The sequence below is a fragment of the Pseudomonas asplenii genome, from assembly GCF_900105475.1.
GTDB lineage: Bacteria > Pseudomonadota > Gammaproteobacteria > Pseudomonadales > Pseudomonadaceae > Aquipseudomonas > Aquipseudomonas asplenii.
In genome coordinates this window covers 6,117,839-6,139,448 of the sequence record NZ_LT629777.1, presented here as the reverse complement: position 1 = coordinate 6,139,448, position 21,610 = coordinate 6,117,839, and the positions used below count along the sequence as shown (strand labels likewise).

At 65.1% G+C, this 21,610-nt stretch carries 13 protein-coding genes; 3 read left to right on the top strand and 10 right to left on the bottom strand.

The window, feature by feature from the left end; genetic code table 11:
- Window positions 1-2 precede the first annotated feature (2 nt).
- The 10 genes from BLU37_RS27100 to BLU37_RS27055 all read right to left on the bottom strand — a co-directional run bounded on the left by BLU37_RS27100 (window position 3) and on the right by BLU37_RS27055 (window position 8,916).
- On the bottom strand, window positions 3-1,472 hold the full coding sequence (locus tag BLU37_RS27100; protein WP_090210492.1) for a hypothetical protein: 1,470 nt from the start codon (window positions 1,470-1,472) through the stop codon (window positions 3-5).
- Window positions 1,469-2,467, bottom strand: coding sequence for a hypothetical protein (locus BLU37_RS27095; protein ID WP_090210490.1), 999 nt, complete (start codon window positions 2,465-2,467; stop codon window positions 1,469-1,471). Before BLU37_RS27095 ends, BLU37_RS27100 begins: the two co-directional genes overlap by 4 nt.
- A gap of 167 nt (window positions 2,468-2,634) precedes the next feature.
- Complete coding sequence (locus tag BLU37_RS27090; RefSeq protein WP_090210488.1) at window positions 2,635-3,597, bottom strand: metal ABC transporter solute-binding protein, Zn/Mn family; 963 nt, start codon at window positions 3,595-3,597, stop codon at window positions 2,635-2,637.
- A complete protein-coding gene (locus tag BLU37_RS27085) occupies window positions 3,598-4,497 on the bottom strand; it encodes a metal ABC transporter permease (RefSeq protein ID WP_090210486.1) in 900 nt (299 codons plus the stop codon). It abuts the gene before it with no gap.
- Window positions 4,494-5,246 carry a metal ABC transporter ATP-binding protein gene (locus tag BLU37_RS27080; RefSeq protein ID WP_090210484.1) on the bottom strand — a complete coding sequence of 251 codons (753 nt, stop codon included), beginning with the start codon at window positions 5,244-5,246 and terminating at the stop codon, window positions 4,494-4,496. The genes BLU37_RS27085 and BLU37_RS27080 overlap by 4 nt, the downstream gene beginning before the upstream one ends.
- On the bottom strand, window positions 5,243-6,172 hold the full coding sequence (locus tag BLU37_RS27075; protein WP_029531914.1) for a metal ABC transporter substrate-binding protein: 930 nt from the start codon (window positions 6,170-6,172) through the stop codon (window positions 5,243-5,245). Before BLU37_RS27075 ends, BLU37_RS27080 begins: the two co-directional genes overlap by 4 nt.
- A 62-nt stretch (window positions 6,173-6,234) precedes the next feature.
- Window positions 6,235-6,810 (bottom strand): DUF6162 family protein, encoded by a 576-nt coding sequence (locus tag BLU37_RS27070; protein ID WP_090210482.1) that lies wholly within the window; start codon window positions 6,808-6,810, stop codon window positions 6,235-6,237.
- On the bottom strand, window positions 6,807-7,163 hold the full coding sequence (locus BLU37_RS27065) for a hypothetical protein (RefSeq protein WP_090210480.1): 357 nt from the start codon (window positions 7,161-7,163) through the stop codon (window positions 6,807-6,809). The genes BLU37_RS27070 and BLU37_RS27065 overlap by 4 nt, the downstream gene beginning before the upstream one ends.
- The gene (locus BLU37_RS27060) at window positions 7,160-7,699 is read right to left on the bottom strand and encodes a thiamine pyrophosphate-binding protein (protein ID WP_090210478.1); all 540 of its coding nucleotides are present in this window, start codon (window positions 7,697-7,699) and stop codon (window positions 7,160-7,162) included. Before BLU37_RS27060 ends, BLU37_RS27065 begins: the two co-directional genes overlap by 4 nt.
- Entirely contained in the window at window positions 7,696-8,916 is a 1,221-nt protein-coding gene (locus BLU37_RS27055) for a PepSY-associated TM helix domain-containing protein (RefSeq protein WP_090210476.1), read from the bottom strand. The genes BLU37_RS27060 and BLU37_RS27055 overlap by 4 nt, the downstream gene beginning before the upstream one ends.
- 281 nt (window positions 8,917-9,197) lie before the next feature.
- Between BLU37_RS27055 and BLU37_RS27050 the strand changes: the two genes are divergently transcribed.
- The 3 genes from BLU37_RS27050 to BLU37_RS27040 all read left to right on the top strand — a co-directional run bounded on the left by BLU37_RS27050 (window position 9,198) and on the right by BLU37_RS27040 (window position 21,590).
- Complete coding sequence (locus BLU37_RS27050; protein ID WP_090210473.1) at window positions 9,198-10,181, top strand: TauD/TfdA family dioxygenase; 984 nt, start codon at window positions 9,198-9,200, stop codon at window positions 10,179-10,181.
- A gap of 166 nt (window positions 10,182-10,347) precedes the next feature.
- Entirely contained in the window at window positions 10,348-13,761 is a 3,414-nt protein-coding gene (locus BLU37_RS27045; RefSeq protein WP_090210471.1) for a non-ribosomal peptide synthetase, read from the top strand.
- Complete coding sequence (locus BLU37_RS27040) at window positions 13,758-21,590, top strand: non-ribosomal peptide synthetase (RefSeq protein ID WP_090210469.1); 7,833 nt, start codon at window positions 13,758-13,760, stop codon at window positions 21,588-21,590. The genes BLU37_RS27045 and BLU37_RS27040 overlap by 4 nt, the downstream gene beginning before the upstream one ends.
- Window positions 21,591-21,610 lie beyond the last annotated feature (20 nt).

Below are 21,610 nucleotides of genomic sequence, written 5' to 3'. Positions count from 1 at the left end.
CTCTAGCGGGGGGTGTGGATAAAAAGATCCCTGGGGTCGACGACCGCCGAATCGTCACTGTCCGTGGTCCACTGCCGGGTCAAAGTGTCGTAGTTGATCGCGCCGTAGACCGCTTCGGTCCGGGGGCCGTAGGCCGATGGGGTGGTCACCCGGAGGCTCTTGACCCTGACGCGATGACTGGCCAGTTCGTTGGCGGCCTGGTGCCGCTCGATGGCGTGTTGCAGGGCGTCGATATCGGGGTAGGCGCGGGCGTCCAGCTCATGCAGCAGAAGCTGGTTGAACAGCCGATCGACCTCATAGGTTTCGCCGGACGCCAGCACGATGTAGATCAGGTCCAGGGGTTGCTGCGGATCGTCGTCCGCCGGCAGCACGACGCGAACATTGTCGATCCAGAATTGCCGAGGGCTGATCCTGATGTCGCTGCGCGCCACCCCCCGAGCGTTTTCCGGGGCATGGATGTACCAGGTCGAGGCGTTGGCGACCTTTGCCAGCGCGCCCGGTGTCGACAGATGAAGGGTCGCTCCGGCGCGGGGGTGCAGTTCATAGATGGAGCTCATGCCCTGCAGGTTGTAGATCGTCGAGTCGCTGCCGGTGTGGAAGTCGACGCGTTGCGGATGCTCGCGCAGCAGGGTGTCGCGGTTTTCCGGGGTACGGAACAGACGTCGGCCACGACAGCGCTGCAAGGCATCGCGGCCATCAAGGGTCCTGAGGCCCGGGTTGTGCTGGTCTTCGAGATAGCGGGCGGGCAGCGCGCCGACCTTGTACGAGCTGCCATCGCGCAGCACCAGGACAATCGGATGGCTCGGGTCCAGGCCGGTGGTATGCAAGGCAGCGCCGACATCGCTCGGCTTGCCGGCACCCTTGACCATCCAGTCCTTCAGCGTCAGTTGGGTCTGGTCGCTGAAGCGCAGGGTCAGGCTGGCATCGCTGTAGTGCAGGTAGTTGAAGGCGCCGACGCGGGTCATGGCCACCTCGTAGCGTGCACTGACCTGTTCGATCTCGGCGCTGTCGTAGTCGAGGAACAAGGTGGTGGCGGGTCGTGTGTCGTCGGCCGTGACCTGGAACGTGGTGTCCGGGGTGTTCCGGGCGAAGCAGTAGCTGCCCGTCGAGCCTCCCGGCAGCCGGTATTCGCCACCATTCACCGGCTGCGGGGCTGGCGGGAGCTGGCCGAGGGTGAGGGTCGTGACCTGGATGTCCCGGTCTTCCGTGCCCTCCAGTGTGGCGGGCAGATTGGGCTTGAACAGGTAGCCGTCCTGGGTGGCGAACAGCAACAGATCGTTTTGCAAGCGCCGACCGTTGTCATCCCGGTAGACACCCCGCAGCGTCAGCTGATGAGCGGGCTGTTCGCCATGCTCGTCACGCAACGAGGTCACGATCAGGTTGGTGTCGACGATACGCCAGCGCTGGATACGCTCCATGGGCCAGGCCAGCTCGACGATGCTCGGCTCGCGTCCATCCTCGTCAATGATCACGCGCCGGCGGCTGCGGCCGCGCCGAGTGCGACGGACAACGCCGCGCTGGCAACGCTGAAACCGGCCGTGACGTAGTGGTCCATGGCCTCCTTGCCGTGGCTGTTGGCGGCACTGCGAAAGGCGGTCACGGCACTGTGGATATCGAACGGCAGGGTCAGCACGTTGCCCAGCAGGCCGGCGCTGCGGCTGATCAGCAGACCGGCGGAGGTGGCGCGAAAACCGAGGAAAACTCGGCCGCCCTGGCCAAGCAGGGTTTCCCCGGTCTTGCGCAGGCCGCGTTCGAGCAATATCGAGGTCAGTTCGGTGGCAATTCTGGCGCTGTTCACCACGGCATCGCTGACGTTGCCGGTTTTCAGCGCCTCGCGGATACCCACCAGGCCGCTGTAGATCCCGTAGGCCTGCATGCCGGCGCCAGAGGTGAGCATGCCCCGGCTCTTGGCAGCATCGACCCAGCCGGGAAGGCTAAAGGTGACATATTTGTGCGCGAGGATTTGCAAGCTCTGTAGCCGGGCGAGCAACTGTTCGAACTGCCGCATCAGATTATGGGCCAGTGGCTGTCGGCCTGTTCCGAGTATGGGCGGGGCCTTTGAGGAGCGCCGAGAGGCTATTTCAAAAAGCACATCGATCGGGCGCGCGTCGCCAGCGTCGCCGGTCAGCAGATGCTGTTGCAGTTGCTCTGGTTCGAACTGCAGGCCATCGAGCAGGGGCTGGCCATTGTCCTGCAAGGGTGGGTCGCGATCGAGCGTGCGACCGTTGAGGCGGGCGCCCATGTCGTAAAGTTCCACCCGACTGAGGGTGAAGGTATCCAGGGTGATGGGCCCCAGGCGTGTGTCCAGTTCGGCGAGGTCGGCCCGCGTCCGGGGTGGCGTAAGCGGATGAGCTGGCGCTGCCGGGCGGGCAGGGCCTTGCGGGGTCGGGTTTGAAACGCTGTCCGAGATGACGATGCCGTCGAGGGGCTCGGTGCCCCCTTCATGCCGGCTGCGAGTGTTTGCCATGGATAAATCCTTTTATCGTGCACGTTGAAGAAAGGCACGAAGGAGTATCGCCAGCAGGGTCGCGAGGGATGGGGTAGTTGTTTATGGAGGCGTCGGCGCCAAAAGGGCGGCGCCGACAGGCCGGAGACGATTTGCCGTATACCGGGGGTGCCTCTGTCACGAAGCCTTTATAACGGTGCCAGCGTCGCCAGCACCTGTTTGACCGAGTTCTCCAGCCCGGTCACGGGGTCGCTGCCTTCGTTGTCGAGCACCAGCAGGGTGCTGCCGGCCTGGGCGATTGCCGCCTTCACCGCTTCCGGCGGCTGGCGATGGTCGAGCACCAGCTTCACATCGGCAGTCTTGAGGGTTTCGCCGAGCTTCGCCAGGGCCTCGGGCGTCCACTGTTCATCGCTGCGCGCATCGACCTGGACCAGGTCGAGGTTGAGCCCGCCGACCAGGTAGTTGAAGCGCTCGGACAGGCTCAACACGCTGAGGTTGTCGGCCTTGGCCAGGCGCGTCTCGCTGTCGGCGCTGAGCTTGAGCAGGCGCTGCTTGAGGGCCGCCAGGTTGCTCTCGATCTTCGGCTTGGCTGCGGGCGCCAGGCGTACCAGGTCGGCGGCGGTCACATCGGCCATGCGCCCGAGGTTGTTGCTCGACAGCCATGGCTGGCTGTTCAGGCCATCGGTGCCCTGGCCCGGTTGCACCGCGATGCCTGGCAGGGCTCCGTCCACCGGGCGCGCGGCGTCGACTTCGACGATACGCACATTGCTGCGCCGGGCCATGATGTAGAGCGGATCGTCGGGCCACAGCGAGCGCAGGCCGATCACCGCGTCGGCATCGTTCGCCAACTTCTGCAGGGCCGGCGCGCCTCGACCGCTGAAGTAGGCGCTCTGGCGGCTGCCGGGCAGATTGGCGTCGGCGGCGCGTTGCAGTTGCACGCCGCTGTTCTTGAGCAGGATTTCGCCCAGGCCGTAGGTGACCGGCAGGCTGGCCAGAATAAGCACCGGCTTGTTCTCGGTGCTGGCGTGCAACGCGAGAGTCCCCAGGCCGTGATTGGCCGTGATCGGCATCTGCGCCTGGCCGGATAACGATGCACTGCTGTACAGGCCGCTCAGCAGCAGGACGAGGGCGAGAGGGCGAAGGTTCGGCATTTATCCAATATTCCCTTTGAGGCTGGGCACGGTGCCACGGGCAATCGCTGCCAGGGCGAAGGCAGTACCGGCCATCAGAATGATCGCCGCACCGGACGGCACGGGCAGGTCGAACAGGATCGGCAGCAGGATGCCGCTCAGGGTGCTGACGGTGGCGATCGCCACGGATATCCAGAAGAAGCCCTTGAGCGACTGGCTGAGCAGGCGTGCGGCGGCCGCCGGAATCACCAGCAGGGCGCCGACCAGGATAGCGCCAATGACCTTCACCGCAGCCACGGTGATCAGCGTCACCAGCACCACGAACAGGTAGTCGAGGGTTTTCACCGCGACCCCGCGCACGGCGGCCAGTTGCGGGTTGAAGCTGGCGAGCATGATGCGGTTGTACAGCGGCAGGCTCAGGCCCAGCACCAGCGCACCGACCACCAGCAATACCAGCAGGTCGTTGCCGTTGACCGTCAGCACCGAACCGAACAGCACGTTTTCCAGAATGTGCACGTTGATCTTGCCGGCCAGCACCAGCAGCAGGCTGGCGCCGAGGGCCAGGGACACCGAGAGGAACACCCCTATCAAGGTGTCGGGGGCCAGCCCGGTGCGGTTGCGCAGGTAGTTGAGCAGCACGCCGAACAGCAGGCAGTAGCCGAACAGGCTGCCATAGGGGCCGGTGTAGGGCTCGCCGAGCAGGATGCCGATGGCCACACCTGTCAATGCTGCGTGGCCCACCGATTCGGAAAAGAACGCAAAGCGCTTGACCACCACCAGGGTACCGAGACCGCCCAGTACCGGACCGATCAGCAGGCCGGCAAGCAGTGCGTTGATCACGAACCCGTAGGCCAGCGCCGCTGGCAGCAAACCGTCGGCGGCCCAGCCCTGGATCAGCAGACGAAAGGCTTCATAACTCATGCTCGGTTGCCCTCGCCGCGTGGGTGGGTGGAGAACAGCGTCAGCAGGCGCTCCGGGGTCAGTGCCTCGGCAGGGGAGGCATCGAACAGGATTCGTCGGTTGAGACCGGTGACCCGGTCGGCCAGGCGCTTGACCGCTTCCAGGTCGTGTTCGATCCACAGCACGGTGATGCCGGCGCGGCGCCAATCGCCGAGCAGGCGTTCGAACACCTGGATGCCGGCCTCGTCCAGCGCCGACATCGGTTCGTCGAGCACCAGCAGTTGTGGTGGCGGGATCAAACCCTGGGCCAGCAGCACCCGTTGGCGTTCGCCGCCGGACAGGGCGCCCATGCGCCGCTTGCGCTTGTCCTGCATGCCGACCCGTTCCAGCGCTTCGCCGATCGCCCCGGCGAAATGCCGGGACAGGCCGAGGAACGCCGGACGGCGTTGGCACATGGCGGCCATGAAATCGTCGACGGTCATCGGCAGGCCGCGATCGAATTCCAGGGCCTGCGGGACATAGCCGATGACCCCGGGCGGGCCCGGCCATTGCAGGCTCAGGCGACCCTGGTGCGGCATCTGCCCGAGCAGGGTCTTGATCAGCGAACTCTTGCCGCCGCCGTTGGGGCCGACCAGCGCATGCACATGGCCGGGGCGGACCTGGAAACCGACATTGTCGAGAATGGTGGTGCGACCCAGGGTCAGGCTGATCGCGTCGAACTGCAGGGTCGGCCCGATGGCAACCCGGTCGATGCTCTCGGCGGCGGTCATGCTCCGGCCTCCTGAATCGCCCGCACCACCGTATTGAGGTTATTGGTCATTTCCTTCTCGTACTTGTCGGCGGTGTAGTCGCCATAGGAAATGTGCGACAGCGGGTAGAGCTTCACCCCGGACTCACGCTGGATGGTTTCGACATAGGTCGACGGGAAGTCCAGTTCCGAGAAGATCACCTTCACATCCAGCTCGCGCAGTTGGTCGATGGTCTTTTTCAACTGGCTCGGGCTTGGTTCGATCCCATGAGCCGGCTCGACCACGGCGGTAACCTCCAGGCCAAACTCGCGCAGCAGGTAGTCATACGCCGCATGCACCGTGGCCACGCGCAGGTCGGCGTTGGGTGCCTGGGTCAGCCGGGCCAGGGCATCGGCGCGTATCTGCCGCAGGCGCTTGCCATAGGCGCGGGCGTTGGTGGTGTAGAGCCTGGCATTGTCCGGGTCGAGCTTGCCCAGTTCGCGGGCGATGTTGTTGACCTGGGCGATGGACGCGCTGATGGACAGGAAGGTGTGCGGGTTGACCACCTTGCCGGCGCCGCGGGCGGCGATTCCGGTGGCGGCCAGCAGCGGCACGTTCTCGTTGGCTTCGATCAGCGCAATCTGTGGTTTTTCACTGGCCTCGATCATGCGGTCGGCGAAGTCGTCATGGCCGACGCCGTTGAGCACGATCACGTCCAGCGTGCCGATGCGCTTGATGTCCTCGGCCCGTGGCTCATAGGCATGGGGATTGAAACCGGCCGGGATCAATGGCACCACGTCGGCCTTGTCGCCGACGATATTGGCCACGTAGCTGTAGTAGGGGTGCAGGGTGATGCCGATACGCAGGCGCTTGGCCGTGTCGGCGTGGGCCTGGGCGGTCAGCAGGAGCGGCGAGAGCAACAGGGCCAGGAGCAGGCGACGGCGGCTGAACAGGGCTGAAATGGACATGGGTAAAGGGCTTCTCCGGGTGGAACGGTCTGCTTCGAGAATCTCGCAAGGACTCGGAAGGTTCAGTGCCGATGCTGGCGGGTCACGCCGGCGTCGAATTGCGCGACGACCTGTTGCCAGCCTTCCGCGATCAGGGCGCTGTCGTCCAGATCGCTGGGGACGGCCAGGTTGGCGCGGCGATTGAGCCAGATATCCGGCTCGGTCTTCGGGTCGCTGCCGACTCGCATCAGGAACGAACCGGCGGTCGTCGTGGCCTGGCTCAAGCCGAGATAGGCGTGCTGCGCCAGTCCTTGCCAGGCATGGCCGCCGCGACTGACCGAACTGGCGTCCCGGGCAAAGGGGGCGAAACCTTCCTCGGCGAGTTGCTCGGGAGTGGGCAGCGCCTGCTGTTCCTGTTGCAGCAGGCGGATCTCGTCGAGGGTGACCCGCAGGTCGGCGTAGATGCCCTGTTCGCCAGGCGTCAGGTCGCGGCGGGCGTCCAGTTGATGGGCCGCGACCGCAGCGACGTCCTGTTTCTCGCCGTGCAGCGCCACCACGGAACCGGCGACCAGCAGCACGATCAGGCAGAACAGCAGCACATAGAGGGTTTCATGGCCGGCGCCAGCCGGGCGTACGATCTGGGTGGTGGAGGTGCTCATGGGGCTTCGATGTCCGCTTTGTCGACTTCCACGACGTGACCGGGGCCAGCGTCGAACAGGACGTAGAAATCGGCGTCGGGTTTTTTGAAGGTCAGCGTCGAGTCGCTGCCCAACTTGCCCGGCAGCAGGATGGTTTCGTCGTAACCGATCACATCCAGGGTCACACCCGGTGCGCCGCTGCCGTCGGAAAAACCGCCTTTGCATTGAATCTGCTGGGCGTCGATCTGCTTGCATTCGCACATCGGGTTATGTGCCTGGGCGGTCAGGCTCAGGCCACTGGCGGCCAGCAGCACGGTGCGGGTCAGCAGGCTGCGGGTTGTTCGGGAACGGGTCAGGCGATGCAGTGGGCTCATGGGCGGGCACCTCGTTTTTTCAGCCAGGCGACGGTCAGCGGCGAGGCCTGGCTCAGGGGAATGGAGGCCTGGTGCACCGAGCCGTCCCAGCCTTCCAGGGTGACCCAGAGCTCGGCATCGGTACCGTTGTTTTCCGGAATCGGGACCACGGCGCCCATGCGATAGGGCGTGCCGAAGAAAATCACGCCGGCGGCCCGCAGGCTGCGAGGCTTGCCGATGCGCAGGTAAGTGGCCTTGACCTGGCTGACGCAGGCGGCGCACAGGCTGGCGTTGAAACTCTTGAAATAGCCCGCGGGGCCGTCGCGTCGCGGCGCCTCGTCCCACAGTTCAGCCAACTGCAGGCTCCAGGGCCCGGCCTGCAGTTCGTTGACATGCTGGCCCAGGCCGGTATCGCCACGGAACAGTGCCGCATCGGAAAAATACCGTGGCATATAGCCCAGCGGTATCAGCACCAACAGGATGTTCAGGTGGAAGCGCCATTTATGCCAGAAACGGCCCAGGGCAGAAGTGGTGGGTGCCACGGCTGTCTTGCTCACAGGCTACCCTCCGGGGTCTCGGCGCCCAGGACGGCGCGGGGCTTGGTAGGGGGAGGGGTAGGGGCGGTGCGTTCAGCCCTGGTCGTGCGCTTCAGGGCATTGACGGTGGCCAGGGCGGTGCGCTTGCTCCAGATCAGCAGGCCGCTGAGGACCATCATGCTCAGCACCAGGCCAAAGAAAAACCAGATCAACTTGATCCACAGGCCACCGAAGTCGCCGGTATGCAACGGGCGCATCGACTCGGTGACGAACTCCAGGCCGGTGCGATCGGAAAGCAGGCGGGACTTTTCGATCTTGCCTGTGTAAGGGTTCAGTTCCAGGGTCTGGTACATCAGCGGGTACCAACTGCGACCGCCGACCTCGAATGGGCTGAAGGCATTGCCGGGCAGGCTGATGAAGCTGGCGTCGAGTCCGGGGACCTGTTCCCTGGCGATGCGCAGGGCCTCGTCGGCAGGGAGCATCGGTGCCGGTCGGCCGTCCGGCATCAGGGGGGCGCTGTCGTGGGAGATGATCGCCGGGATGGGCCGGGTAGCAATGCTGATCTGGTTGTCGGCGAGGATCGCCTGGATCAGGAACCAGATGCCGGTGATGGAGATCACGGCGATGAACCAGATCGACCAGATGCCGCTCAGGCGATGGAAGTCGCCCCAGAATATTCGAGCGCCGTGGTTGAAGCGCAAGGTGGGTTTGAAGAAGCCTTTCCAGAAGCGCTTGTACACCACCAACCCGGTGACCAGGGACGCGAGCATGGGGATGCCCAGCAGCGATACCAGGTACCAGCCCCAACTGTAGCCATCGGTGAACGGCACCAGCCACCAGCCGTGCAGGGCACGGGTGAAGTTCTTGAAGTTGAACTGCGGGCTGATGCCCTGGATGACGCCGGTGTAGGGATTGACGTAGACCGTGACCGAACGACCGTCTGGATAACTGATATCGGCCAGCAGGGCGAAATGGCTTTCGTCCGGGCGCTGGATCAACTGCACGATCAGCTCGGGTTCATGCTGCTTGATGGCCGCCAGCACCTGGTCATAGCTCAGCAGCGGGGCGTCACCCGAAGGCTTGTTGGCGCGGATTTCCGGGTTGGCCAGCCAGACGATCTCCTGGCTGACCACCGCCAGGGTGCCGGTTACGCAGACGATCAGCACAAAGAACCAGATCGGTAGCGCCAGCCAACTATGAACCAGGAACCAGATTTTCGAACGGGACTTCTTGGACATGGAAAGCGGATTCTCGACATCGGAGGAGGGGGCAGGGCCTGAGAAGGGACCTTGCACCCGAAAAAACCGCTCGTGGCTTTTGCCTACGCGAACGGCTGCATCTTGATGAGACGAATGAGCGGGCAAAAAACGTAAGGCTTTATGAAAGTAAATGTTTCAGCGGCTGGCAGCCGACAGCCGCTAATTTTCCCCTTCGACCATCCGTCCCTCCTGTGAAACCCGCTATATCTCACGCTTGGGTGTGGGTGCCGGCGGCCGAGGATCAAGGGAGTAAAGTCGTCATGAACAATGCGTTGAGTTTGGATATCCGGCCGCTGCTGACCGGTTCGGGCACCTTGCCCATGCTGATCCAGGCGCCTGAACCCGGGCTTGATCTGCGCGAGGCGTTTGCCGAGTGCAAGGTGTTGATCGATCAACACCTGTACCGGGCTGGCGGCGTCCTGATGCGCGGTTTCGATGTCGGTGGTGCCGAAGCCTTTCGCGAATTCGCTGCGGCTTTTGGTCACCCGCTGCTCAACTACGAGTTCGGTTCGACCCCGCGCAGCAACGTGACCCAGGGGGTATACACCTCCACCGAATACCCGGCGCACCAGAGCATTCCACTGCACAACGAGCAGGCCTATACCCTCGAATGGCCGATGAAAATCTGGTTCTACAGCATGATTGCCGCGCAGACCGGTGGTGAAACGCCGATCTGCGACAGTCGGGAAGTCTATCGGCGGGTCCCGGCGAAGATTCGCGAGCGTTTTATCAGCAAGGGGCTGATGTACGTGCGCAACTACGGTAACGGCCTGGACGTGGACTGGAGCCAGGTGTTCAACACCGAGGACGAGGCGGTGGTCGAGGCCTACTGCCGGGCCCATGCCATCGAATGCGAGTGGAAGGAGGATGGCGAGCTGCGCACCCGCCAGCGTTGTCAGGTGGTGGCGCATCATCCGGTGACCCGGGAAATGGTCTGGTTCAACCAGGCGCACCTGTTCCACGTTTCCAATCTGCAGCCCGAGATACGCGAGACCCTGCTCGATGTGGTGGACGAGGAGGACCTGCCGCGCAACGTCTACTACGGTGACGGTTCGGCCATCGAGGTCGACCTGCTCGATGAGGTGCGCGGGGTGCTGGATGAATGCACCATCAGTTTCCCCTGGCAGGAAAACGATGTGCTGATGCTCGACAACATGCTCGCCGCCCATGCCCGTTCGCCGTTCACCGGCAAACGCAAGGTGGTGGTGGCGATGGCCGAAGGTTATTCGCAGCCCGTCGTCTGACCACCCGGGGCCGCCACTCGCCCCTTGTCCGCAGATTTTCACCGCTCTGCTTCGCCATACCCGAGACACCGCCCGTCGGTACGCTAAATCCTCGGGTTGGCGGTTCGTCCTTGTTGATACGACCAGGCCCCCCGGCCGTGCCGCCGATCAGCAAGGACCCCCTCACATGAAGCCCCAAGACGCACAGAAACTCGCTCGCCGTTTCATCGAGTTGCCCCAGGAGAAGCGCAGTATCTTCCTGGCGGCCATGGATCGGGAGGGTGTCGATTTCTCGCTGTTGCCCATCGTTGCCTGCGATGGCGTCGCCGAACGGGACGGCCTGTCCTATGCACAGCAGCGCATGTGGTTCCTCTGGCAACTCGATCCCCAAAGCTCGGCATACAATCTGCCGATGGCCGTGCGTCTGGACGGTCGATTGGACCTGGCGGCGCTCGAACAGGCCTTCAGTGCCCTGGTTGCCCGGCATGAGTGTCTGCGCACCACCTTCGGCCAGGATGGCGAACGGGCCTTCCAGCGTGTCGCCCCGTCGACGGCAGCGTCGGTGCGGGTCGATGATCTGCAGGCCCTGGCCGAGCCGCAGCGTCGGTCGCGTCTGCGGCAGGTCATGGCCGAGGAGGCCGGGCAGGCATTTGACCTGCAGCAGGGGCCGCTGCTGAGTATTCGTCTCGTCCGTCTGGCCGAGCAGGAGCACGTGCTGCTGTTGACCCTGCACCACATCATCGCCGACGGCTGGTCGATGAATATCCTGATCGAGGAATTCAGCCGTTGCTATGACGCCTGTGTGGCGGGCATCACGGCTGAGTTACCGACGCTGAGCGTACACTACCGCGACTACGCGCTCTGGCAGCGCAGTTGGCTCGAGGCCGGCGAACAGGCGCGGCAACTGACCTACTGGCGTGAGCACCTGGGGGAAGAACACCCGGTACTTGAACTGCCTACCGATCGACCGCATCCAGCCCAGGCCAGCCATCGGGGGGCGCGCCTGGAAGTACAGGTGGACAGCGAGCTGCGTCAGCAACTCAAGACCCTGGCTCAGCGCCAGGGTGTGTCGCTGTTCGTGGTACTGCTGGCCTCGTTCAAGAGCCTGCTGCATCGCTACAGCGGCCAGAGCGATATCCGCGTCGGCGGTCTGATCGCCAACCGGACCCGCAGCGAGACCGAAGGCCTGATCGGTTTTTTCGTCAATACCCAGGTGCTGCGCAGTGAAGTGCACGGCCAGACCCCGTTCACCGAACTGCTGCAGAGCCTGCGTCAGGCGTCCCTGGGCGCGCAGGCGCATCAGGAGTTGCCGTTTGACGCCTTGATCGAAGCCCTGCAGCCAGCTCGCAGCCAGAGCCACAATCCGCTGTTCCAGGTGATGTTCAACCATCAGCCACTGGTTACCGATGTGCAGGGCCGGCAGTTGGCAAGCGGGCTGCGGGTGGCGCATCTGGATGAGGAACAGGGCGTCGGGCAGACGCGCCAGCATGCGGCCGCCAGTGACCTGATGCTGGAAACCCGCGAGGAAGGCGAGCAGCTTTTCGCGGCCTTCACCTATGCCACCGATATATTCGACGGGGGGACCATCGAGCGCCTGGCCGGGCACTGGCGCAACCTGTTGGTCGCCGTGTGCAGCGATCCGCAACGACCGATCAGCCAACTGCCCATGCTCGCGGCAGAGGAAGTCGACAACCTCCTGAGCCAGGTTGATGAAACGGTGGCAACGGCAGGCAACCCAGTGTCGATGGTGCATTTGTTCGAGGCGCAGGCCCGGCGCACCCCGGAGTCCACCGCATTGATCCTCGCCGATGCGGCCCGGGCACCGAGCCTGAGTTATGCCCAATTGAACCGCCGGGCCAATCGCCTGGCGCATCTGCTGCGCGGCCATGGTGTCGGTCCTGAGGTGCTGGTGGGGCTGGCGATCGGCCGCACGTTGGACCTGGCGGTGGCTATATTGGCGGTACTCAAGGCCGGGGGTGCCTATGTGCCGCTGGATCCGCAGACACCACCAGCACGCCTGGCCCATGTGCTGCAGGACAGCGGCCTGAAGCTGCTGCTCACCCACAGTCAGTGGCTGGAAGGCCTGCCGCGGCTGGAGGAGGTCGAGGCTCTGTGTCTGGATCGAATCAACGACAGCGGTTATGCCGAAACCGATCTGGAATGGACGCCGGCTGCGCAGTCGCTGGCTTATGTGATTTACACCTCGGGCTCCACCGGACGACCCAAGGGGGTCGCTATCACTCACTATGCCCTGGCCGAGTTCGTCGCCCGGGCCACGCAGTACAGCCTGCTGGAGGAAACCGATCGGGTCCTGCAGTTCGCCACCAGCAGCTTCGACGGTTTCGTCGAGCAGTTTTTCCCGCCATTGAGCCTGGGTGCCTGCGTGGTGCTGCGTGACGAGCGGTTGTGGGACAGTGCCACGCTGCACGACGCGATCCTGCGGTATGGCATCACCCTGGCCGATCTGCCGGCGGCCTACTGGCATCTGCTGGTACAGGACTGGGCGGCCCGCCCACCCGCCGGTTATGGCGCCCTGCGCCAGATCCACATCGGCGGCGAAGCGATGGCCGTCGACGGTCTGCGCCTGTGGCAGCAGGCCGGACTGGGCGGCGTGCGCCTGATCAATACCTATGGCCCGACCGAGGCGACGGTGGTTTCGAGCACCTACGATTGCACCACGCTATCGGTCGAGGCGGTGTCCTGGCGTGGCGTACCTATCGGTTTCGGCCTGGAGCAGCGGCGCTTGCTGGTGCTCGACGGCGATCTTGAGCTGCTGCCCCAGGGTGCCGTGGGCGAACTGTACATCGGCGGTCCGGGACTGGCCCGTGGTTATCAGGGCCAGCCGGGCCTGAGCGCCGAACGGTTCATTGCCGATCCGTTCACCCCTGGCGAGCGCCTGTATCGCACCGGCGACCGCGCCCGCCTGCGCGAAGACGGCGCGGTGGAGTACATCGGCCGGGTCGATCACCAGGTCAAGATCCGCGGTTTCCGCATCGAGTTGGGTGAAGTCGAGTCACGGCTGTTGCAAGGCCCCGGCGTACGCGAGGCGGCAGTGCTCGCGTTGCCCTTGGCCGGCGGCACGCAACTGGTTGGCTATCTGGTTGCCGACCAGCCCCTGGAACCGGCGCAACAGAGCGTCTGGCGCCTTGAGGTCAAGGCATCCCTGCAAGGCCGGCTGCCGGACTACATGGTGCCCTCGCACCTGTTGATCCTGCCGCGCCTGCCCCTGACCCCAAGCGGCAAGCTCGATCGCAAGGCCCTGCCGGTTCCCGATCCGAGTCAGTTGCAGGCCCGTTACCGCGAACCGCAGACCGAAACCGAACGCTGCCTGGCGACGATCTGGGAAGAGGTGCTGCGGGTGCCGAGGGTCGGCCTTGATGACCATTTCTTCGAGTTGGGCGGGCACTCGCTGCTCGCCGCCCAGGTGATCGCCCGGGTCAAGACGCGCCTGGCGGTCAGCCTGCCGCTGCGCAGCCTGTTCGAGAAACCCCTGCTGAGCGAACTGGCTGCCGAGCTGGCGACGCTGGGGCAGGGCACTGCAGATAACGACTGGGCCGATATGGAACAGTTCATGAGTTCGTTGGAGGAGTTGGGAGCATGAGTGGCAACCCTGCGGTACGTATTGCCAAGCGATTCATCGGTCTGCCCCTGGAACAGCGCCGCCAGTTCCTGGCGAAGCTGAGCGAGGAGGGCAAGGACTTCAGCCTGCTGCCGATGCCGGTCAGTCGCCATGACGTGACACCGATTCCCCTGTCCTATGCCCAGCAGCGCCTGCTGTTCCTCTGGCAACTCGACCCCGCCAGCGCCGCCTATAATATGGCCGCCGGTCTGCGTTTGCGTGGTCAGCTCGACGAGCCGGCCCTGCAGCGCGCCTTCGAACATATCGTCGAACGTCACGAAGTGCTGCGCACGGTGTTCCAGGTGGACGCTGAGCAACCGTATCAACGGATCCTCGATAACCTGTCTGTACCGTTGTTCCGGCTCGATCTGTCGGCTTGCAGTGCCGAGGTGCGTGAAGTCGAACTGGCCGAGCGGGTGCAGGCGTTTACCGGGCAAGCCTTCGATCTCGTCAACGGCCCCTTGCTGCGTGCCAAGCTGATCCGCCTGGCTGCGGACGAGTGGGTGCTGGTGGTGAGCATGCACCATATCGTTTCCGACGGCTGGTCGATGGATGTGATGGTCAGGGAGTTTGTCCAGGCCTATCAGGCATTTACCCAAGGGCATGAGCCGGTTCTGGTACCGCTGCCGTTGCAGTATGCCGACTATGCGATCTGGCAACGCAGCTGGCTGGAGGCCGGCGAGGGCGAACGACAACTCGATTACTGGCGTCGGCAGTTGGGCGAGGAACAACCGCTGCTGGATGTCGCTGCAGATTTCCCGCGCCCGCCGGTACAGAGCTTCGAAGGCCGAACCCTGGGCTTCGACTTTGGTGTAGAGCGCTCGCGGCAACTGAATGCCTTCGCCCGCAGCCAGGGCATCAGCCTGTTCATGCTGGTCCTGGGCGGCTATTCGCTGTTCCTGTCGCGCCAGTCCGGTTTGCGCGATATCCGCGTCGGCGTGCCGAACGCCAACCGCAGCCGTGCGGAAGTCGAAGGCCTGATCGGCTTCTTCGTCAACACCCAGGTACTGCGTTGCGAAGTCGACGAGCGCCAGAGTTTCCTCGACCTGCTGGGCCGTCTGCGTGAGAGCAGCTTCGGTGCCCAGGCGCACCAGGAGTTGCCGTTCGAGCAACTGGTGGATGCCCTGGCGCCCGAGCGTAACCTGGACCACAACCCCTTGTTCCAGGCAAAGTTCAACCAGAACGTCGGCATGCAGAAACAGCGTTCGATGCAGTTGCCGGGCCTGAGCGTCGCGGAATACCCGCTGCACAAGGACGGTACGCATTTCGACCTGGCACTGGATATCACCGACGACGGTACGCTGATCCATGGCGAGCTGACCTATGCCAGCGATCTCTACCAGCACTCGACGGTCGAGGGCTTCATTACGACGTTGCTGACACTTTTCGATGCGTTGTTGCAGGCACCGCAGGCACCGCTGTTCAGCCTGTCCCCACCTGCGCCGCAACTGCCGGCAGCTCGCCTGGAGAACGCGCCGCTGGTGTTGCAGCACTGGGATGCCCAAGTGCTTCGCCAGCCCGAGGCGTTGGCTGCCCGTTGCCTGGACAAGACCCTGAGCTTTATTGCCTTGGATCAGGCTGCCAACCGCCTGGCTCATCATCTGCAGACTCTGGGCGTGGGCACCGGCGAGCCGGTGGCGCTGCTTATGGAGCGTTCGCTGGACTGGCTGACCAGCCTGCTGGCGATTCTCAAGGCCGGTGCGGTGTACATGCCGCTCGACACCAAGGCTCCGGATGCACGCCTGCGGCAGATGCTCGAGCGGGCCGGTGCGCGCCTGCTGCTGTGCGCCGCAGGGGATGCGCGGCTCGATGGCCTGGTGCCGTCCGGGTGCGTCGCGCAGGCCTTCATCCCGGCGGATTGGGATGAACAGCCAGCCCGCGCACCGTCGCTCGATCTTTCGGCGCAGTCTGCGGCCTATGTGATTCATACCTCCGGTTCCACCGGCCAGCCCAAGGGCGTGCTGGTCAGCCATGGCGCGCTGGCCAGCTACGTTCAGGGCCTGACGCAACGCCTGGCCCTGGCGCCTGGCGCCAGCATGGCGCTGGTCTCGACCATCGCCGCCGACCTGGGACACACCATGCTGTTCGGCGCGCTCTGCGGCGGTCGTACCCTGCATGTGCTGCCCGAAGCCCTGGGTTTCGATCCGGACGGTTTTGCCCGGTACATGAGCGAACATCGCGTCGGCATCCTGAAAATCGTTCCCGGTCATCTGTCGGCCCTGTTGCAGGCTACCCGGGCGGCGGATGTCCTGCCGGAACAGGCGTTGATCGTCGGTGGTGAGGCCTGCTCGCCAGCGTTGCTGCGCCAGGTGCGCGAACTGAAGCCGGCCTGCCGCTTCATCAACCACTACGGCCCCAGTGAAACCACCGTTGGCGTGCTGACCCACGAAGTGCTCGCCGACGCGCCACTGGAGCGCGGTATCGCCATTGGCCAGCCGTTGCCCGGTGCCCGGACCCTGGTACTGGACGACGTGCTCAACATCGCTGCGGCACAGGTGCCGGGTGAACTGTACATCGGGGGTGCCAGCGTTGCCCTGGGCTACCTCGGGCAGCCGGGGCTGACTGCCGAACGCTTCCTGCCGGACCCTTATGGCGAGCCGGGCAGCCGGGCCTATCGCAGCGGTGACCGGATACGCTGCAACCGCCAGGGCCTGCTGGAGTTCATGGGCCGTAACGACGACCAGGTGAAGATCCGTGGTTATCGTGTCGAACCCGCGGAAATCGCCCGCTTGCTGCAGGGCTTCGATTCGGTCGCCCAGGCGGCGGTGCTGGCGCTGCCGATGGACGACGACACCACGCGCCTGCAACTGGTGGCCTACTGCGTGCCGGCGGCCGGTGCGACGTTGCAGGTCGAGGACCTGCGCCAGCGTCTGCAGGCGTCCCTCAGTGACTACATGGTCCCTGCGCAGATCCTGCTGCTGGAACAGCTGCCGCTGACTGCCAACGGCAAGCTGGACAAGCGGGCGCTGCCCAAGCCGGGCCTGATCAAGCAGCACTACACCGCCCCGGTGGGCGAGATCGAAGAGAAGCTGGCGGCGGTCTGGGCCGATGTGCTCAAGCTGGAGCGGGTGGGTAGCAGCGACAACTTCTTCGAACTGGGTGGCGACTCGATCCTCAGCCTGCAGATCATCGCCCGGGCCAAGCGCCAGGGGATCAAGCTTAGTCCCAAGCAGTTGTTCGAGAAGCAGACCATCGCGCAACTGGCGACGGTGGCGAGGCTGATCGAGAAAAAGGTGACGGTCGAAGCGCCGCAGCAGATCAGCGGCGAGCAGCTGTTACTGCCGATCCAGGCCCGCTTCTTCGACATGGATATTCCCCAGCGTCAGCACTGGAACCAGTCGGTGATGCTCAAGCCGCTGCAGGCCGTGGATGCCACCCACCTGGAGGCGGCGTTGGCCAGCCTGCTGGCGCATCACGATGCCTTGCGTCTGAGCTTCGTCGAGCAACAGGGACAGTGGCAGGCGCGTTATCAGTCCGACAGTGCCAGCGTCCTGTGGTCGCGGGAACTGGATGATATCGCCGGGCTCGGCGCCTTGGCCGAGGAAGCCCAGCGCAGTCTCGATCTCAAGGACGGCCCGCTGTTGCGGGCACTGCTGGTGCACTTGCCCGAGGGTGAACAACGCCTGCTGCTGGTGATCCATCACCTGGTGGTCGATGGCGTGTCCTGGCGGGTGCTGCTCGAGGATCTGCAGAGCGCCTACACCGCCATTGCTGCCGGTCGCGCCGTGCAACTGCCGGCCAAGAGCAGTGCGCTCAAGCTGTGGGGCGAGCGCCTGCAGGCCCATGCGCGCAGCGAGGCCCTGGCGGCCGAGCGCGACTACTGGCTGGGCAGCCTCGACGGTGCCACCGCGCAACTGCCCCACGACGACCTGGAACAGCCGCTCCCTGGCGTCGGCCACGCCACCTCGCGGTTGAACAAGGCACTGACCCGGCAACTGCTCAGCGTTGCCCCGGCGGCCTACCGGACCCAGATCAACGACCTGTTGCTGGCCGCCCTGAGCCGGGTCCTGTGCGACTGGAGCCGGCAGCCGTCGGTACTGATCCAGCTGGAAGGCCATGGTCGCGAGGAGCTGTTCGACGACCTTGACCTGAGTCGTACGGTCGGCTGGTTCAGCAGCCTGTTCCCGGTGCGCCTGACCCCCGGGGCTGACCTGGGCGGTTCGATCCGGGCGATCAAGGAACAACTGCGGGCGGTGCCGAACAAGGGGATCGGCTACGGCATCCTGCGTTACCTGGCGGACGCGGAGGTCGCCCACCCACTGCTGGCCCTGCCCGAAGCCCGGGTGACCTTCAACTACCTCGGCCAGTTCGACGGCAGCTTCGACCGGGCCGAGGGCGCGCTGTTCGTACCCAGCGGCGAAAGCAGCGGCGCCAACCAGGCCGAAGAACGCCCGGCCAATGGGCTGAGTCTCAACGGCCAGGTGTTCGATGGCGAGCTGGAACTGGATTGGGGCTTCAGCCGTGCGCTGTACCTGCCTGCGACCATCGAGGCCCTGGCCCGGGCCTATGAGCAGGAGCTGAGCCGCCTGGTCGAGCATTGCAGCCAGGGCGGCCAGTTGGGCGTGACACCGTCCGACTTCCCGCTGGCGACGCTGACTGCGGCGCAACTGGAGCGTCTGCCGGTGGTCATGGCGGATATCGAGGACATCTACCCGCTTTCACCGATGCAGCAGGGCATCCTGTTCCATGCGGTCGACGAGCCGGATGGTGCGGCCTATACCAACCAGCTACGGGCCGATGTGCGGCAGCTGGACGTCGAACGGTTCCGCGCCGCCTGGCAGCAGGCGCTGGATAGCCATGAGGTCCTGCGCTCGGTGTTCGTCTGGCCACAGGACCTGGCCGCACCGCTGCAGATCGTGCGGCGCCGGGTGGACATCCCGCTGGTGGTGCATGACTGGCGCGAGCACAGCGACCTGCCGGCGGCCCTCGAACAACTGGCGCGGGACGACCTGGCGGCAGGTTTCGCGCTGGACCAGGCGCCGCTGTTGCGCTTGACCCTGGTGCGGACCACGGCCAGCGATTACCACCTGATCCATACCAGCCACCATATCCTGATGGACGGTTGGAGTACGTCGCAGTTGTTCGCTGAAGTACTCCAGCGCTATGCCGGTGCCGCCGTGCCCCAGGGGGCTGGCCGTTACCGCGATTACATCGAATGGCTCGGCCAGCGTGATGCCCAGGCCAGCCGGGCGTTCTGGGCCGCGGCCCTGGCCGACCTGCAGGAACCGACCCGCCTGGCCAATGCCGTGGGCAAGCGGCAGGCCCTGGCGGTCGGGCATGGCGAGCATGAGCAGGCGTTTGGCGCGGCCCTGACCGCCGACCTGAACCGCTTCGCCCGCGAGTACAAGGTCACCCTCAACACCCTGGTGCAGGCGGCCTGGCTGGTGCTTCTGCAACGCTACACCGGGCAGGATTGCGTGGCCTTCGGTGCCACCGTGGCCGGTCGGCCGACCGACCTGGCCGGCGTGGAGCAGCAGATCGGCCTGTTCATCAACACCCTGCCGGTGGCGGCTGCACCTTCGCCACAGTTGCCGGTGGCGGCCTGGTTACAACAGGTGCAGGACCTCAACCTGGCGTTGCGCGAGCACGAACACACGCCGCTGTACGATATCCAGCGCTGGGCCGGGCTGGGGACGGGCGGGCTGTTCGACAGCCTGCTGGTGTTCGAGAACTACCCGATGGCCGAAGCGCTCGGCCAGGCGGCCGGCAGTGCCCTGGAATTCTCGGCCATCAGCCGTCAGGAGCAGACCAACTATCCGCTGACGCTGGTGGCGGTCACCGGTGCCGAACTGAGCCTGGGGCTGAGTTATGACCGGGCCTGCTTCGACGCGCCGACCGTGGCGCGCCTGGGGCGTGAGCTCGAGCACCTGCTGCGGGCCTTCATGGCCGCGCCGCAACAGGCGCTGGGCAACCTCGAACTGCTTGCCGGCGAGCCGCGCCAGGCGGCGCTGGACTGGGGCAAGGGCACCGTCACGCCGCTCGACTCGGGCGACGTGCTCACCCGGATCGATGCCCAGGTACGGGCTCAGCCACAGGCGCCGGCGATCCTGTTTGCCGAGCATGAAGTGGATTACGCCAGCCTGGATCGCAGCGCCAATCGCCTGGCCCACAAGCTGCGCGAGCTGGGGGTAGGTCCGGAAGTGCGAGTCGGCGTCTGCCTGAGCCGCACCCCGCGGATGATCGTCAGCCTGCTGGCGATCCTCAAGGCCGGCGGCGCCTATGTGCCACTGGACCCCGAGTATCCGCAGGAGCGCCTGCTGCACATGCTCGAAGACAGCCGAGCAACCGTGCTGCTGAGCGAGTCGCGCCTGTTGCAATACCTGCCACAGGAGCTGTCGTCCCGGGTACTGCTGGTGGAGGAAGGCGAAGACTGGCTGCAGGCCTATCCGGCCCAGGCTCCTGCGGTTTCGATTCAGCCGCAGAACCTGGCCTATGTCATCTACACCTCCGGCTCCACCGGCAAGCCCAAGGGCGTGGCGATCAGTCACGACAACCTGGCGGCGCTGATCCACTGGTCCCTGGGGGTCTATGGTATCGAGCAGCTGCGCGGGGTGCTGGCCTCGACGTCGATCTGCTTCGACCTGTCGGTGTGGGAAATCTTCGTCACCCTCGCCGCGGGCGGCTACCTGGTGCTGGCGGACAACGCCCTGGCCCTGGCCGAGCTGCCGCAGCGCGAGCGGGTCAGGCTGATCAACACCGTGCCGTCGGCGATTGCCGCCCTGCAGCGGGCCGGGCAGATTCCGGCGTCGGTGAGCACCATCAACCTGGCCGGTGAGCCCCTGAAGCAGACGCTGGTGGATACGCTCTATGCCAGCACGTCGGTCAACCAGGTCTATGACCTCTATGGCCCTTCGGAGGACACCACCTATTCGACCTTCACCCTGCGCACCGCCCAGGGTTCGGCGAATATCGGCCGGCCGCTGGACAACACCGATGCCTACCTGCTCGACAGCCAGCTGTTGCCGGTGCCGGAAGGGCTGGCGGGGGAGTTGTACCTGGCCGGCGCCGGGGTGTCCCGTGGCTACCTGATGCGGCCGGCGCTGACCGCCGAACGCTATGTGCCGAACCCGTTCGGGGCCGCAGGCGAACGCCTGTACCGCACTGGCGACCTGGTGCGCCAGGGCGGGCAGGCGCAGATCGAGTACATCGGACGGGCCGACCACCAGGTGAAGATCCGTGGCTTCCGTATCGAACTGAGCGAAGTCGAGGCCTGCCTGCTGCAACAGCCGGCGGTGCGTGAGGTGGTGGTATTGGCCCAGGACGGCGCGGCGGGCAAGCACCTGCACGGCTATGTGGTGGCAGTACCAGGCGCTGGCGATGCGCGGGCCTTGGTCGACGGCCTGCGGACGGCGCTGGCCGGGCAGTTGCCGGCGCACATGGTGCCGAGCCACCTGCACCTGATCGATGCCTTGCCGCTGACCCCCAACGGCAAACTCGATCGCAAGGCCCTGATCGCGCTCAGCGGTAATCCGTTGCAGACGCTCTACCAGGCGCCGCAGACGGACCTGCAGCGCGAGGTCGCCAGCCTCTGGGAGGAAGTGCTGGAGGTCGAACGGGTGGGCCTGGGCGACAACTTCTTCCAGTTGGGCGGTCACTCGCTGCTGGCGACCCTGGTGGTGACGCGGATTGCCGAGCGCCTGGGTGACAAGGTTGCCCTCAAGGAGTTGTTCGCGGCGCAGACGCTGCAGGCGTTCTGTGAACGCATCGAGACCCTGCGCGGTGGTTTGTCGCCTGCCCAGGATGAATTGGCTAAATCGCTGGAGGCCCTCAAACGTCTATCCCTCGACGATCTGGAAAAACTGGTTTCCTGACCGGTTTCTTGACTGATTTT

What these genes read in the sequence shown, in the direction of transcription:
- BLU37_RS27095 (WP_090210490.1), bottom strand. Translation starts at nt 2,467, where the DNA reads ATGGCAAACACTCGCAGCCGGCATGAAGGGGGCACCGAGCCCCTCGAC.
- BLU37_RS27090 (WP_090210488.1), bottom strand. Translation starts at nt 3,597, where the DNA reads ATGCCGAACCTTCGCCCTCTCGCCCTCGTCCTGCTGCTGAGCGGCCTG.
- BLU37_RS27085 (WP_090210486.1), bottom strand. Translation starts at nt 4,497, where the DNA reads ATGAGTTATGAAGCCTTTCGTCTGCTGATCCAGGGCTGGGCCGCCGAC.
- BLU37_RS27080 (WP_090210484.1), bottom strand. Translation starts at nt 5,246, where the DNA reads ATGACCGCCGCCGAGAGCATCGACCGGGTTGCCATCGGGCCGACCCTG.
- BLU37_RS27075 (WP_029531914.1), bottom strand. Translation starts at nt 6,172, where the DNA reads ATGTCCATTTCAGCCCTGTTCAGCCGCCGTCGCCTGCTCCTGGCCCTG.
- BLU37_RS27070 (WP_090210482.1), bottom strand. Translation starts at nt 6,810, where the DNA reads ATGAGCACCTCCACCACCCAGATCGTACGCCCGGCTGGCGCCGGCCAT.
- BLU37_RS27065 (WP_090210480.1), bottom strand. Translation starts at nt 7,163, where the DNA reads ATGAGCCCACTGCATCGCCTGACCCGTTCCCGAACAACCCGCAGCCTG.
- BLU37_RS27055 (WP_090210476.1), bottom strand. Translation starts at nt 8,916, where the DNA reads ATGTCCAAGAAGTCCCGTTCGAAAATCTGGTTCCTGGTTCATAGTTGG.
- BLU37_RS27050 (WP_090210473.1), top strand. Translation starts at nt 9,198, where the DNA reads ATGAACAATGCGTTGAGTTTGGATATCCGGCCGCTGCTGACCGGTTCG.
- BLU37_RS27045 (WP_090210471.1), top strand. Translation starts at nt 10,348, where the DNA reads ATGAAGCCCCAAGACGCACAGAAACTCGCTCGCCGTTTCATCGAGTTG.
- BLU37_RS27040 (WP_090210469.1), top strand. Translation starts at nt 13,758, where the DNA reads ATGAGTGGCAACCCTGCGGTACGTATTGCCAAGCGATTCATCGGTCTG.